Source organism: Streptococcus sp. ELY_125, from assembly GCF_058314535.1.
The window spans coordinates 203,846-217,853 of sequence record NZ_JBZFUM010000001.1 but is presented as its reverse complement, the minus strand read 5'-3'; the positions used below and the strand labels follow the sequence as shown (position 1 = coordinate 217,853).

14 protein-coding genes are annotated in these 14,008 nt (G+C 40.5%); 13 read left to right on the top strand and 1 reads right to left on the bottom strand.

What is annotated here, in order from left to right; all coding sequences use genetic code 11:
- The first annotated feature begins 246 nt into the window (after positions 1-246).
- The 6 genes from AC4HAL_RS00930 to AC4HAL_RS00905 all read left to right on the top strand — a co-directional run bounded on the left by AC4HAL_RS00930 (position 247) and on the right by AC4HAL_RS00905 (position 4,437).
- Positions 247-516, top strand: coding sequence for a PspC domain-containing protein (locus AC4HAL_RS00930; RefSeq protein WP_447452779.1), 270 nt, complete (start codon positions 247-249; stop codon positions 514-516).
- Between the two features lie 201 nt (positions 517-717).
- Positions 718-1,647, top strand: coding sequence for an HPr(Ser) kinase/phosphatase (gene hprK / locus AC4HAL_RS00925; protein ID WP_447452780.1), 930 nt, complete (start codon positions 718-720; stop codon positions 1,645-1,647).
- The gene (lgt, locus tag AC4HAL_RS00920; protein ID WP_491092531.1) at positions 1,644-2,429 is read left to right on the top strand and encodes a prolipoprotein diacylglyceryl transferase; all 786 of its coding nucleotides are present in this window, start codon (positions 1,644-1,646) and stop codon (positions 2,427-2,429) included. Before hprK ends, lgt begins: the two co-directional genes overlap by 4 nt.
- A gap of 27 nt (positions 2,430-2,456) precedes the next feature.
- Complete coding sequence (locus AC4HAL_RS00915; RefSeq protein WP_491092527.1) at positions 2,457-2,855, top strand: DUF948 domain-containing protein; 399 nt, start codon at positions 2,457-2,459, stop codon at positions 2,853-2,855.
- 2 nt (positions 2,856-2,857) lie between these two features.
- Positions 2,858-3,289, top strand: coding sequence for a YtxH domain-containing protein (locus AC4HAL_RS00910; protein ID WP_491092526.1), 432 nt, complete (start codon positions 2,858-2,860; stop codon positions 3,287-3,289).
- 353 nt (positions 3,290-3,642) lie between these two features.
- On the top strand, positions 3,643-4,437 hold the full coding sequence (locus tag AC4HAL_RS00905) for a DUF6612 family protein (protein WP_491092525.1): 795 nt from the start codon (positions 3,643-3,645) through the stop codon (positions 4,435-4,437).
- Between the two features lie 153 nt (positions 4,438-4,590).
- On the opposite strand, the gene AC4HAL_RS00900 is transcribed toward AC4HAL_RS00905, so the two are convergent.
- Complete coding sequence (locus AC4HAL_RS00900; protein WP_447452784.1) at positions 4,591-4,887, bottom strand: DUF3270 family protein; 297 nt, start codon at positions 4,885-4,887, stop codon at positions 4,591-4,593.
- Positions 4,888-5,496: 609 nt separating this feature from the next.
- Between AC4HAL_RS00900 and AC4HAL_RS00895 the strand changes: the two genes are divergently transcribed.
- From AC4HAL_RS00895 to holA, 7 genes are all read left to right on the top strand, one after another.
- Positions 5,497-6,426 carry a peptidase U32 family protein gene (locus AC4HAL_RS00895; RefSeq protein ID WP_491092524.1) on the top strand — a complete coding sequence of 310 codons (930 nt, stop codon included), beginning with the start codon at positions 5,497-5,499 and terminating at the stop codon, positions 6,424-6,426.
- Positions 6,427-6,436: 10 nt separating this feature from the next.
- Positions 6,437-7,177 (top strand): lysophospholipid acyltransferase family protein, encoded by a 741-nt coding sequence (locus AC4HAL_RS00890; protein ID WP_491092523.1) that lies wholly within the window; start codon positions 6,437-6,439, stop codon positions 7,175-7,177.
- Between the two features lie 207 nt (positions 7,178-7,384).
- The gene (locus AC4HAL_RS00885) at positions 7,385-8,032 is read left to right on the top strand and encodes a helix-hairpin-helix domain-containing protein (RefSeq protein ID WP_491092521.1); all 648 of its coding nucleotides are present in this window, start codon (positions 7,385-7,387) and stop codon (positions 8,030-8,032) included.
- Positions 8,029-10,260 (top strand): DNA internalization-related competence protein ComEC/Rec2, encoded by a 2,232-nt coding sequence (locus AC4HAL_RS00880; RefSeq protein ID WP_491092520.1) that lies wholly within the window; start codon positions 8,029-8,031, stop codon positions 10,258-10,260. The genes AC4HAL_RS00885 and AC4HAL_RS00880 overlap by 4 nt, the downstream gene beginning before the upstream one ends.
- Before the next feature lie 126 nt (positions 10,261-10,386).
- Complete coding sequence (locus AC4HAL_RS00875; protein WP_491092519.1) at positions 10,387-11,244, top strand: DUF805 domain-containing protein; 858 nt, start codon at positions 10,387-10,389, stop codon at positions 11,242-11,244.
- 828 nt (positions 11,245-12,072) lie between these two features.
- On the top strand, positions 12,073-12,756 hold the full coding sequence (locus AC4HAL_RS00870) for a DUF805 domain-containing protein (RefSeq protein ID WP_491092518.1): 684 nt from the start codon (positions 12,073-12,075) through the stop codon (positions 12,754-12,756).
- A 55-nt stretch (positions 12,757-12,811) separates the two neighbouring features.
- On the top strand, positions 12,812-13,858 hold the full coding sequence (holA, locus tag AC4HAL_RS00865) for a DNA polymerase III subunit delta (protein ID WP_447452791.1): 1,047 nt from the start codon (positions 12,812-12,814) through the stop codon (positions 13,856-13,858).
- Positions 13,859-14,008 lie beyond the last annotated feature (150 nt).

The following is a 14,008-nucleotide window of genomic DNA, read 5'->3' as shown; positions in this document are numbered from 1 at the left end:
GGAAGGCCTTTTTATTTTGACCAAATTCAAGTAAATACCTTAGTTATTGTCACCTCAGGCCATATTTTTCTAGAGAATTTTTAAAAAAAGACAAACTCCCAAAAAGAAGTTTGTCTTCGGTCTGAAATCAGCCCTAGGGCTGATTTTATTTTGCTATCAAGACAGTATACTATTAGTAAAGTAAGGGGAGTGTGGGGTAGTAACAGGAATCCATCACTCCAAAGTTTAGGAAGCGAGGAAACTCGGATGACAGAATTTTATAAAAAGCGGCAGGGTCGGATATTATGCGGTGTCCTAGCTGGCTTGTCAGAGAAGTTTGGTTGGGATATTACTTTAGCGCGCGTGCTCTTTGCGGTATTTGCTTACTTTACAGGTGGTTTTGGTATCTTTCTTTACATCCTATTAGCGGTTTTGCTTCCTAATAAAGAGGATATTGAGCGCGATAAATATGGTACAGGTCCCAGACGCCGAAAAGATGCAGAAGTTGTCGACGATGATCATAAGTGGTTTTGGTGAATCGTATTAAGAGAGTTGGGTTTCCAGCTCTTTTGTTTTATTCAAATAATTTTTGGATTTACTTGTTTTTGCTAGAATACTAGTTTTATCTGGATTTAGTCGCTTCGAAACTAGCAGTCAGCAATAGATGTATATTAGCCCTTTAGCCTTACTCAGCTTTTATGATATAATAAGGCTATTAAATAGAAATGAGAAAAGCCTATGACTGTTACTGTTGATATGCTAGCTAAAAAGGTTAAGTTGGAAGCGGTATATACCCAGCCAGAATTCTTGCAAAAAGAAATTACGACTTCGGATATTTCGCGTCCAGGCTTGGAGTTAACTGGGTACTTCGACTATTATTCGCCTGAGCGTGTTCAGTTGATGGGGATGAAGGAATGGTCCTACATGATGGCTATGACCTCTCACAACCGTTATTCAGTTTTACGAGCTATGTTTCGCCCCGAAACACCAGCTTTAGTGGTCGCTCGTGACTTGGAAATTCCTGAGGAACTGCTGAAAGCCGCCCAAGAAGGTGAGACTCCTATTTTTCAGTCTCATCAGGCAACATCCAGTATCTCAGGAGACATGTCTTGGTACCTCAATTCTTGTCTAGCTGAACGTACCAGCGTTCATGGTGTTCTCGTTGATATTTATGGCATGGGAGTTCTTATTCAGGGAGATTCCGGCATCGGTAAGAGCGAAACTGGCTTGGAACTGGTTAAGCGTGGCCATCGCCTTGTTGCTGATGATCGCGTGGATATCTATGCTAAAGATGAGGAAACACTTTGGGGGGAACCGGCTGAAATTTTACGCCACCTTTTGGAGATTCGAGGGGTCGGTATTATTGATGTAATGAGCCTTTACGGTGCTAGTGCTGTCCGTAATTCTTCTCAAGTGCAGCTGTCCATTTATCTAGAGAATTTTGAGAAGGGTAAGGTCTTTGATCGCTTAGGCAACGGCAATGAAGAAATTGAATTACAAGGAGTTAAAATTCCGCGGGTGCGCATTCCTGTTAAAACAGGCCGTAATGTATCGGTTGTAATTGAAGCAGCGGCTATGAATCAGAGGGCTAAGCAGATGGGCTTTGATGCGACAAAAACTTTTGAAGATCGTCTAACCAGCCTGATTAGCCAGAATGGTGAGAACTGATGGATCCAATAGCTTTTCAATTTGGTCCGATAGTCATTCGTTGGTATTCCCTTTGTATTGTAACAGGCATGGTGGCAGCTGTTTGGCTGGCAATGAGAGAAGCACCCCGTAAAGGAATGACGTCGGATGATATTATAGATTTTATTTTAATCGCTTTTCCTTTAGCTATTGTTGGTGCACGGCTCTATTATGTGGCCTTTGACTGGGATTATTATGCGAGTAACCCACTAGAAATTCTTGCCACTTGGCATGGTGGAATCGCTATCTATGGAGCCCTTCTAACAGGAGTTGCAGTCATGCTGATCTTTGCTCATTGGCGAAAGATTATTGTCTATGATTTCTTGGATATTGCTGCGCCAGGCGTTATGCTGGCTCAGAGTTTAGGTCGCTGGGGCAATTTTTTCAATCAGGAAGCTTATGGCAAGGCGGTGGCCCACCTTAATTATCTACCCAAATTTATTCAAAAGCAGATGTACATTGAGGGGAGTTATCGAGTTCCTACTTTCTTATATGAATCCCTTTGGAACTTGCTCGGTTTTGCTATCATTATGAGTTTGCGCCATCGTCCTAAGTTACTGCGGCAAGGGGAGGTAGCGTGGTTTTATCTCATTTGGTACGGTTGCGGTCGCTTTATCATTGAAGGTTTGCGGACTGATAGTCTTATGTGGGGCGGATTGAGAGTGTCGCAGTGGCTTTCGGCCCTCCTTGTCTTAGTAGGAATTGCCATGACTATTCATGGACGTAGGATAGGGCGACAGCCCTACTATCAAGAAACAGAGTAAAATTTTATAATAATAGAGGAGACATGTATGGTAGGATATGCACTGTTAATTATTGCCTTGGCTTTTGTTGCCCTGGTTATCTATTTAGTGATTGTTTTGCACAAGATTGCTGGAACAGTTGATGAAACTAAGCGAACAATTTCGCTGTTAACGTCGGAGCTTGATGTGACCTTGCACCAAACTAATGAACTTATCAGCAAGGCTAATGTCTTGGTTGATGATGTCAATAGTAAGATGGCCACTATTGATCCCTTGTTTGAAGCTGTAGCTGATGTATCTGTCAGTGTTTCTGATCTTAATAGTCAAGCGCGGACGCTCGGCAAAAAGGCAACGAAAGCTGGCTCTAATGCAGCCAAAGCTGGGACAGCAGCAACAGTCTATCGTTTTGCTAGCAAGCTATTTAGAAAGAAAGATAAGGAGGTTTAAATATGGGTAAGGTTTTTAAAACATTAGTATCGGGTGCAGTTTTAGGTGTGGCAGCGGGTTATTTCCTGTCTACGAAAAAGGGACAAGAGTTCAAGGAGAAGGCTGTTGACTTTGCAAAGGATTATAAGGATAATCCTGAGGTCTACAATCAGGCAGCAAAGGAGAAGGCTGCGTTTTATAAGGATGCAGCTCTTCATACCGTTAAAGATTATAAAGAGAAATTTGAAACAGGTGAGCTGACTAAGGATGATGTTATCGAAAATGTCAAGGATAAGGCTGTGCAGGCGAGTGAATTTGCTAACGATCAGGTTCTAGCTTTTCGAGATAAATTTGCTAAGGTGCCAAAAGAAGGTGCCTCGCAGACGCAGGCAGAAGTTGATGATATTATTATTGACTATCCAGCAGATGATGGTGATGAGGAAACACCGGAATAAGAAATTTAAAAAGTAGATTTAAATGATGAGTGCTTCAAGCGTAGAATTTAGCTAACGTTTGAGGTGCTTTTCTTTTTTACCGATCGGCAAGTCAAAAGTTCATCTTGCAGTTGCAAGTGAATTTTGTCTTTCTGCTACCCATTGTAAGGTAAGGGAGGTTGCTTCCTTTGTAGGGAGGGAGTTCAAGTGCTAATAAAAGCCTAATTACTTTTAAAAAGAGACGCTAGGCCGAGCAAATTTCCTTATTGATTTTTACAATTTCTTTAAGAAATAAAAAAGATAATGAAAAGGTTTACAAAGTGTGCTAAACTAGGAAATGAAGGGGAAATAATCCAAATAAGGAGGAGAGCCTTATGGGAAAAACTTTAAAAATTTTATGCATCACTGCTGTTAGTCTATTTTTTTTGACAGCCTGCAATACAAAAGACACAGACAATAAGGTTTACCAAGAAAAAATGACGGTTGCCAAAGTTATTAAGAAAGCTAAAAAGGCTAATCAAGATATAGAAACAGTTCATTTTGATATGGTTCTTTCTACCCACTCCAGCAGTGGAAAGAAATCACAAAAGATGAAGGCCGATCTTGATTATGGTAGTCAGGCTAGTAAGTTGCAGCGTGCAAGAGGGGTGATTAGAACAAAGGAGAATGGTATAGAAAATTACCAAGAATTTATCATGGCTGATAAAGGCTCTATTTATTCAAGAGATAGCCAAGCTGGTTCTTGGAGTGGAGGACAGCAATCTTTTGATAACTATAATGTTGATCCGGATTATTTTGATTTCTTGGACATTGTTTATTCGATGAAGGATGATTTCAAATTAAAAGAAGGCAAAAACACCTATACCTTGGTTTTAAAGAGTCAAAATATAGATCTTGTTTCTCTTTTTAGTGAGGAGTTAAATTTGTCGTTAACTGGTTACAGTCAAGGTGACATGAAGAAAACATTTGAAGTTTCTTTTGACAAAGAAGATTTCTATCTAACAGATTTTTCGATGACCATGGCCTATAAAAAAGCTCCTAGAAGAGTAAATATAAAGGTGAAATCAACTTATTCTAAGTGGAATAAGGTTAAAAAGTCTAAGTTTGAGGCTCCAGATGATATTCTCAATGATTCCGGTAGCGTCGGTGACACAGAAGAGATCAGCTAGTAGAGTGGTCTGGCAGTGCAAGATTTTGAAAGATCAAAAGTTTTTAAGGGATAAATGTTTAACATTATAGATAAGTTGGAGGCTGAAAAAATCTCTTGTTGACGGCTACTAGGTAGATTTGAAACCTAAAAAAATGGTTCAACCGAACCATTTTTATTTTTTCTTCATAGATAGGACAAAAGTAGAAATCGTTGATGTGATAGCAATTCCTAGGAGGAGAGCTAGGGTAAAGGAAACAAGGGTTCCAAGCCCCAGTGCTAAAAAGAGAAAAGTTAAGAGGACAGATGAGATAGAGAAGAGGGCAATGCGGGCAAAGAACAGAAGCTCACGTAACTTGGCACTCTGAGTATCTATTTCATAAAATTCTTGGTATTTTGGTTCAGATTGATTAAGTGATTTGGATTCTTGATTATCAATATAATCAAAATCATGTTGGCGTTGGGCTGCCATAATAAACTCCTTTCGCTAAGATATAAATAAAGGGTTATTAAAAGATAGATAAATGAGGGCTCAGAGACCAGCTTACTTTTCCAATAGGAATAAGTCTAGCATGCCGACAGAGCCTCCTCCCTTTTTTATACTAGCAAGATAGGTAACTTTGTTAGGTTGGTAATATTCTAACATAAAATTAGAAATCTGTCACGAAATTTCAGCAATATCAAGGTTTTTTGGCTATTAAAAAAGGAAAGGAGTCAATTTTTGATTAAAATTGCGACAATTCTCATCTATAAAAGGGTAAATAACTACGACTCAAGGAAAATCAAAATCAGACTGGGCAATGATCTACAGACAGCTTAAACGAGCCAGTGGATAGTTTAGATTTAACAATGATAAAGAAGCTAGTCGGTCGGATGATTTAGAACTAGCTCAGAAGGGCCCCTTTTGTGGTCTAGAATAAGCTCAGTGGAGCTGATATCATAAGTCAAAGATATATCGAGATTTTCGAAAAGCATGAAAAATGGTTGAATAGTAAGGCAATTCTGCTGTTAAACAAAAGTGTTTTTCTCCTAGCTTGCTTAGGCTTTATATCCTGTAAAAATCTGCTATAATAAAGATATTATGGAAAAAATTATTATAACAGCAACCGCAGAGAGTGTGGGACAGGCTGAAGCTTTGTTAAAAGCGGGTGTTGATCGTATTTATGTAGGGGAGAAAGCTTTTGGATTGCGACTGCCTAAAACTTTTTCAGACAAAGAATTGGAACGAATAGCCCAGTTAGTACATGAAGCAGGAAAGACATTAACAGTGGCCGTCAATGCCCTGATGCATCAGGCTATGATGGATGCCTTGCCTGAATATTTGGATTTTCTTGAAAAGATTGGTGCTGATTACATTACTGTGGGTGACGCAGGGGTACTCTATATTTGTCAACGAGATAAGCGTCCTTTTAAGATTATCTACGATGCTTCGACCATGGTTACTTCTAGTCGTCAGGTTAATTTTTGGGGCAAAGTAGCAGGTGTTTCAGAGGCTGTTTTAGCACGGGAAATTCCTTCAGCTGAACTCTTTAAGATGTCGGAGAATCTGGAGATACCGGCTGAAGTTTTGGTTTATGGCGCTAGTGTTATTCATCACTCTAAGCGCCCACTGCTGCAAAATTACTATAATTTTACTCACATTGATGATGAAAAGACGCGCCAGCGGGATCTTTTCTTATCTGAACCAAGTGACCACGACTCCCATTATTCTATCTATGAAGATAATCATGGAACACATATATTTGCCAATAATGACCTCGATTTAATGAGTAAACTGTCTGATTTAGTTGAGCATGGTTATAGACATTGGAAGTTAGATGGGATTTATACACCAGGCGATCATTTTGTGCAGATAGCTGAATATTTTACTAAGGCACGTGATTTGATAGTAGCTGGTCAATGGTCATCAGATCAAGCCTTCCTTTTTGATGAGTCTATTCGTAAGCTTCACCCGGCTAATCGCAATCTAGATACAGGATTCTATGACTTTGATCCTGATTTGGTTAAGTAGGAGGATTTTTATGTTTTATGCTTATTTACGCTGGCTGGTCTCCTTTTTGGTGTGGGTAGTCAATGGTAACGCTCATTATCATAATCGTAATAATCTGCTGGATCCTCAAGAAAACTATGTCTTAGTGGCTCCTCACCGCACATGGTGGGATCCAATTTATCTTGCGTTTGCGACTAAACCTAAGCAATTTCTTTTTATGGCTAAAAAAGAACTGTTTAACAACCGTATCTTTGGCTGGTGGATTCGTATGTGCGGAGCGTTTCCGATTGACCGTGACAATCCAGGACAGGAGGCTATTAAGTATCCTGTACAAATGCTGAAGAAGAGTCAACGCTCTTTGATCATGTTTCCGAGCGGTAGTCGCCATTCAACAGATGTCAAAGGCGGTGTAGCGGTTATTGCCAAGATGGCCAAGGTCAAAATTCAGCCGGCTGTTTACAGTGGTCCTCGATCCTTTTCTGGTTTACTCAAAGGGGAGCGTATTGATATGAACTTTGGTCAACCAATTGATATTTCTGATGTTAAGCGCTTGAATGATCAGGGCATCGAGACTGTTGCTAATCGTGTCCAAGCTGCTTTTCGTCAACTAGATAGCCAAAACGAAGATTATAATGACCACAAAAAACTCAATCCCCTGACCTATATTTATCGTCTGCCCTTGGGAGTAATTGCCTTTATTTTAGTTATCTTAACGATGGCTTTCAGTTACGTGGCTAGTTTTATCTGGAATCCAGAGCAGCATCGAAAATAGGAAGTGAGGCCGGACAAAAAATTCATCCATAATCAAGATTATCCCCTCACCCTAAAGCAATCCGTTTGGATTGTTTTTTTTATTTTACGAACTAATAAATGAAGAGGAAAACAAAATGGCAAAAGAAGATCTGTATTTATTGTTGGTATTAGTTTTGTTGGGAGTCGTCATTATGTTTCACCGATAAATCTTAAGGGGGGATGATTGATGTTTGATGATTGGATCGAGACAGTTAAAGAGCATAAAGCAGTGACTGGGTTGGTGTCAGTTTTGATCATTTTAGTGCTGGTTTTGGCTGTTAATTTGTATGGAGGAAGGCAGGCAGCAAGCTTTCCAGAGGCTGTCTCGTCTTCTGTAAGCCAGAGCAGTTCGTCTTTTGGCAGTTCTTCTGATGCTCACAAGCAAACTGATACCATTGTGGTGGATGTTAAAGGAGCTGTAAAAGCAGAAGGGGTCTATGAACTGCCGGCTGGCAGTCGAGTGACAGATGCTATCAAAAAAGCTGGTGGTTTTGCGGATAACGCTAACAAAAAGACGGTGAATCTGGCTCAAAAGCTTGATGATGAAGCCGTAGTTTATGTGGCCGCTCAAGGTGAAGAAGCGCCAGAGGTGGTGGCTAGCAGTGATAATGCAGAAAAGGGCAGTCAAGCTTCTGATAATCAGGATAAGGTTAATATTAATACAGCTAGTAAGGAGGAATTGCAGACGATTTCAGGTATTGGTGAAAAACGCGCCCAAGATATTATTGACTACCGAGAAGAGCATGGTGGCTTTAAATCCCTTGATGAGCTAAAAAATATTTCAGGTATTGGCGATAAAACCTATGAAAAAATTGCACCTGAGGTAACACTATGAGTAATTTTTTCCCCTTTAAGCCAATTTATCTGGCTTTTTTACTGATTTTAATCTACTATCTAGTTGTTTTTTGGCATCCTTTGGTCGTATTGATTTTAGCTTTTGTACTTAGTCAGCTATGGCGGCATTACAGCGTTAACATTTTCGGTTTTGTTCTTGCTGTTTTACTAGTGTTTGGTCTACTAATTTATGCCTATCAGTCAAAAATTCAGTATGACTATAGGAATACTTCTGAACGAGTTGAACAATTAACGATCGTGCCGGACACACTGTCTGTAAATGGCGATCAGTTGAGCTTCCATGCTAAGGCTTATGGTCGGACTTATCAGGCTTTTTATCGGTTAAGATCAAGACGGGAAAAGGAGTTTTACCAACATTTAACTAAGCAAGTTGTTCTGCACGTTTCTACTAAGGTGGAGAAAGCTCAAAGTCAGCGCAATTTCCATGGCTTTGATTACCGATCTTATTTAAAAAATCAACAAATTTATCGGGTCGTCAATATTGAACACATTGAATCTGTTGCATTATCTAGGCGTTTAACTGTTTATGAGCGTTTGCATGAACTGCGACGCCAAGCTTTAGTTTATTGTCAAAGCAGCTTTCCAAGTCCTATGGATCACTATATGACAGGACTTTTATTTGGCTATCTTGATAGAGACTTTGATAGAATGAGCGACATTTATACGAGTTTAGGGATCATCCATTTATTTGCGCTATCTGGTATGCAAGTTGGCTTCTTTGTGGGAACCTTTCGTAGGATCCTGTTACGGATAGGAATCCGACAGGATTGGGTAGATATATTACAGGTGCCTTTTTCTGTCTTTTATGTGGCTATGACAGGTTTTGCTGTCTCAGTGGTAAGGAGTCTGATTCAGTCTTGGCTGAAATGCTTAGGACTCCAACGTTTAGATAATATGGCCATCACTATTTTTATCATGTTCGCGCTTATGCCCCAATTTTTGCTGAGCCTCGGTGGTATTCTCAGTTTCACCTATGCATTTATTTTGGCTGTCTTTGATTTTGAGGCTTTGTCGGGGATTAAAAAATATTCAGTGCAAGGGTTTAGCCTTTCTTTGGGGATTTTACCAGTCTTGCTTTATTCCTTTTCCGCTTTTCAGCCCTTATCGGTTCCATTGACAGCTATTTTTTCTCTTCTCTTTGATACTTTATTGCTACCATTTCTCAGCCTGGCCTTTTTAATCAGTCCCTTGATTAAACTGACTAGTGTCAATATCTTTTTTATCGGCTTGGAAAGGGTAATCTCTGGTATTTATACTGTGTTAGGAAGGCCGCCTATTTTTGGCAGCCCTAGTTTGTTGTTACTGCTAGCTATGATTCTAGCTCTGGCTTTTCTCCATGACTATTGGTCCAAAAAGACTATCAGGTATGCTCTGATGGTAGGCTTTTTCTTTCTTTTGGCTTGGGTCAAGCATCCTTTAGTTAATGAAGTGACTATGATTGATGTTGGGCAGGGCGATAGTATTTTTATACGGGATAGTTGGGGCAAGACCATACTAATTGATACAGGAGGCAGAGTCGATTTTGATGAACAGGAAAATTGGCAAAAGAGGGAACAAGAGAGCAATGCAGAAAAAACAGTGATTCCTTATCTAAAAAGCAAAGGTGTGGGGAAAATTGATCAATTAGTCCTAACCCATACAGATACTGATCATATTGGAGATTTAGAGGAAGTTGCAGAAAATTTTAAAATCGGTGAGATCTTGGTTAGTCCGGGGAGTCTGACCAAGCCTTCTTTTGTAAGCCGATTGAGGCATCTTGAAGTTAATGTACGGATAGTTCGGGCCGGAGATCAACTGCCTATTATGGGCAGCCAACTAAAAGTTCTCTATCCTAATCGTATTGGCGATGGCGGTAACAATGATTCTCTTATTCTTTACGGAAGGCTTTTGAATAAAACCTTTTTATTTACAGGTGATTTGGAAACCCAAGGAGAAACAGAGCTCTTACAAGCCTACCCTACTCTTCATGCAGATATCCTAAAAGTTGGTCACCATGGCTCCAAGGGCTCGACCAGTCAAGCTTTTTTAGAACAACTGCGAGCTGATACAGCTCTTATATCTGTCGGTCAGCACAATCGTTACAAGCATCCTAGTAAGGCAACTTTGCGACGCTTGGACAGACAGGGAATAGCCGTCTACCGAACAGATAAGCAGGGGGCGATTCGCTGCTATGGCTTGTGGTGCTGGTCTTTGGAAACTGTGCGATAAGGTCATTAACATAATCAGCAATTGTGGAGTTTTTATGATTCTTTCTATATTTCCTTTCCCCTAAGTTTGTAATTAACCTTAAATTATGCTATCCTAATAGGTAATCATTTATTTAGGAGATAGCCTATGTTTACAGCTTATACTAACTTTTGGAAACAGTATGTTGACTTTAAAGGGCGTGCCAAGCCTTCAGAATTTTGGTGGCCTTTTCTCTTTAATAATCTAGTGAGGTTAGGCTTTTATTTAATTTTTATCATTGATTTAGTACTGCCTTTCAGCCGTCGTGTAGCAGAAATGCAGGAAAGTGCTTTATCGACAGAAGGAATATCTATTTGGACAGATATCTCCCCTGTTGTCGTTGTTACTTTAATTCTTTGGCTCATCTTTGAACTAGCTATTTTAGTACCTAGTCTGGCAATTGGTGTTCGCCGTCTTCGTGATGCAGCCTTTCATTGGACATTTATCTTTTTGTACGGTGCAGCTTTGCTGATTAGTTTAATCCCGCTCGGTTGGATCTTAGCTATTCCTTTGACCATTGCGAGCATTGTACTTTGGGCTTTTCCAAGTCGTGAAAAGAAACCCAAAGCTAACTCTTTCTATAATCAGGCTGCCGTACAATTTGTAACAACACCGCAAGCTGGTTTTGAGCAGCCTACACCACCAGTACAAACACCACAAGCTCAGCCGCAAGCTGCTCAAGCGTTGATCAATGGTCAGCAAGTACCTGTACAGCCACAGCAGTTCAATGCGAGCCAGTCTGGTCAAACTGTACCACAAGGCCAGCCGTTTCAGGATCCATTTGGTCAGCCTGCACCGCAAGCTCCTGTGATGCCTCAAAATCCTAATATTCCTCAAGGAGATGGCTTTGTACCAGCTCAACAGGTCAATCCCCAGATGCCTCAACAGCCACAAACTCAAGCACCGCAAGTGCAAGATGAGTCTTCTCAGCAAAATTCAAATAATTTCACAAATACGCCACAGTAAAAACTTTATTTGCTGAGCTTTTATGAGATTATCAATTCGTGTATAAACTTTACGTAATAATAGGAGTACCCACCTAGTTGGTGGGGCTTTTTAATTAGTTATTTATGTCTCTAACTCGGCCTTCTATATGAGGTGATATAATAGTGGTTAATGGCTACAAACAGTTGAATATCAGGCTTCAGACAAAAGCGGTGGAGGATATTAATATTAGTTTAGGTGCCTAATTCTTACCTTTTCTGTTCACTTGGTACGGATGATTTTCAAAGGTGGGCAGTTAGACCGTAAGGCAGGGCTCTAGGATTTTCTTGACTGTGCTCTCAAGCTTATCTCCAAGAATCTTTAAGGGAGAGTGGTCAGCCTTCACACCGTGCTGGTTAAGTGCACTGGGTATACTAAGGCCACTCCTCAGCAATTTCAGGGGTAAGCTTCTCAATTCTCTTACGCTCCTTATCAACAAGTCAAGGTTCCCAAGGACAAGTCCCTCAATCGCCTCGCCGGACTAATACTCAGCCCGTCCCTACTCCTAGTCAATCCTTGTACTAGTAGTCAGCAGGGAATCTAGCTGCTCAACCGCAGCAAGCAAATCAAGAGTTCCAAGGATTTGTTCCTGACGCTGGAATGGCTAAAAGGCAGTATAGACGGGGGGAGGAGATTTCTAGCAAGGATCAGTTTCAGAGTCCACAGATGGGTGGGTAAGCCCATCAGCCACAAAATCCTACCAATATTCCCCAATAAATCTCATGGGACAATTTTCGTGAAGACTGTCCTGTTTGACAGGTTTTAAGTTTTAGTTTAAAATAAGCTTTAATAAGAAAAAGGAGTTATTTCATGCTTGAAGCATATAAGAATTATTGGAAACAGTATACCGATTTTAGCGGTATCACAAATCGCCCTGGATTTTGGTGGGTCTACTTGATGAATGCCCTTATTATCTTCGGTTTTTGGCTTATTACTATTTTTATGCTGGCTCTTATCTTCTCAGCTAGTGGAACAGCTGGTGTTGGATTTAGTATTTTATTCTGGTTACTGTGGCTAGCTTGGGGGGTGGCTAATATTGTGCCTTGGATAGCTATCACAGTTCGCCGTCTGCGTGATGCCGGTTATGACTGGCCTTGGATTTTTATTGCCTTTGTTCCAGGGGTTGGAAGTATTGCCTTAATTGTCTTGCTCTGTATGCCGTCTAAGGTTATGGCATTTGGAAATTATCAGCAGTATCAACAGTATCAGCAATATCCTAATCAGGGTGCTCCGACGACCGGTTTTCAGCAACCGAATCCGATGAATCAGTCCTTTAATGCTCAAGCGCAGCAACCGATGACTGGCGGTCAACCAATGAATCCTGACTTCCCACCTCAAGGTCAGTTTACTGCTGCTCAGCCACAGGCACCGCAACAGCCTCTTCAGGGAGCTGCTGTCCAGCCAGAAGCTGTTCAAGGAGCGACAAGTACAGCACCGACGACGCAATCACAAAATATGTCCGAATCTGGTTATACAGAAAGTCCATTTCAATAAGCAGCAGGGAACGGTTTGGCCTTAGGCCGAATCGTTTTTATGATATAATAACGTTATGATTGCAATTGAAGAAGTTGAAGGGTTAACCAAGGAAAAGTTGCCTTTGATTACCCTAGTGACAGGAAGTGACTCAGGACAATATAGTCACCTCAAGCAGCTATTTTTGGAACGAGTGAGGTTTGATGCCAGTGATTTAACCTTTTCTTATTTTGATTTTCCTGAGAATAGATTTGCAGAAGCTCAAATGGACTTGGAAAGTCTGCCTTTCTTTTCGGATGAGAAGATTGTTATTTTTGATAATCTTTTAGATATCACGACTGCTAAAAAGTCTTACTTAGATGAGAAAGAAGTAAAAATGCTGGAAGCCTATTTGGCTAATCCTGTAGAGACGACACGTCTGGTTATCTTTGCTCCTGGGAAATTAGACGGTAAGCGTCGGTTGGCCAAATTACTTAAGCGTGAGGCAAAAATTTTTGAAGCAGCGGAACTTAAGGAAGCAGAATTGCGCACTTACTTTCAAAAGTTAGCCCATAAAGAAGGACTGGTTTTTGAAAGTGGTGCTTTTGAAGAACTTCTGGTTAAATCTAGCTTTAATTTTAGTGATATTCAAAAGAATCTGGTCTTCCTGAAAGACTACAAAGCAGACGGGCGTATCAGTGTTCAGGATATTAATGAAGCTATTCCAAAGACACTGCAGGATAATATCTTTGATTTGACTCAGTTTATCTTAAATGACCGCATAGATGAAGCACGTGATCTGGTTCACGATTTGCGCCTTCAGGGGGAAGATGAAATCAAACTGATTGCGATCATGATAGGGCAGTTTCGCCTTTTTACTCAGGTCAAAATTCTCAGTCAGGAGGGTAAGAATGAGTCGGCTATGGTGAGCAGGTTATCTGAACTTTTGGGGCGCAAAATCAATCCCTACCAAGTGAAATTTGCTGTGCGAGACAGCAGGAATTTGAATCTGTCTTTCCTTAAAAATTCTTTGGAACTCCTAATTAAGGCAGATTATGATATTAAGCAAGGAAAACTGGATAAGGAGTATCTCTTCGATTTAGTCTTGCTTAAAATAGCGCATGAAAGACAGGATTTATCCTAGTAGTACCCTGGTGCGAAAACATACTGATGGGGCAAACAGGTTAGTCGATGCTATTAGGTAGTGCTCCTTAAGGCTAACAAAGAGGTGCAATAGAATAGATCTTGAAAAATTTTTTCTTCCAGCTTTGCTGAGATAGTCTGCATATGGACA

Excerpts from the sequence above, each read along its gene's own strand:
- AC4HAL_RS00930 (WP_447452779.1), top strand. The coding sequence starts at position 247 with ATGACAGAATTTTATAAAAAGCGGCAGGGTCGGATATTATGCGGTGTC.
- hprK (WP_447452780.1), top strand. The coding sequence starts at position 718 with ATGACTGTTACTGTTGATATGCTAGCTAAAAAGGTTAAGTTGGAAGCG.
- AC4HAL_RS00915 (WP_491092527.1), top strand. The coding sequence starts at position 2,457 with ATGGTAGGATATGCACTGTTAATTATTGCCTTGGCTTTTGTTGCCCTG.
- AC4HAL_RS00910 (WP_491092526.1), top strand. The coding sequence starts at position 2,858 with ATGGGTAAGGTTTTTAAAACATTAGTATCGGGTGCAGTTTTAGGTGTG.
- AC4HAL_RS00905 (WP_491092525.1), top strand. The coding sequence starts at position 3,643 with ATGGGAAAAACTTTAAAAATTTTATGCATCACTGCTGTTAGTCTATTT.
- AC4HAL_RS00900 (WP_447452784.1), bottom strand. The coding sequence starts at position 4,887 with ATGGCAGCCCAACGCCAACATGATTTTGATTATATTGATAATCAAGAA.
- AC4HAL_RS00895 (WP_491092524.1), top strand. The coding sequence starts at position 5,497 with ATGGAAAAAATTATTATAACAGCAACCGCAGAGAGTGTGGGACAGGCT.
- AC4HAL_RS00890 (WP_491092523.1), top strand. The coding sequence starts at position 6,437 with ATGTTTTATGCTTATTTACGCTGGCTGGTCTCCTTTTTGGTGTGGGTA.
- AC4HAL_RS00885 (WP_491092521.1), top strand. The coding sequence starts at position 7,385 with ATGTTTGATGATTGGATCGAGACAGTTAAAGAGCATAAAGCAGTGACT.
- AC4HAL_RS00880 (WP_491092520.1), top strand. The coding sequence starts at position 8,029 with ATGAGTAATTTTTTCCCCTTTAAGCCAATTTATCTGGCTTTTTTACTG.
- AC4HAL_RS00875 (WP_491092519.1), top strand. The coding sequence starts at position 10,387 with ATGTTTACAGCTTATACTAACTTTTGGAAACAGTATGTTGACTTTAAA.
- AC4HAL_RS00870 (WP_491092518.1), top strand. The coding sequence starts at position 12,073 with ATGCTTGAAGCATATAAGAATTATTGGAAACAGTATACCGATTTTAGC.
- holA (WP_447452791.1), top strand. The coding sequence starts at position 12,812 with ATGATTGCAATTGAAGAAGTTGAAGGGTTAACCAAGGAAAAGTTGCCT.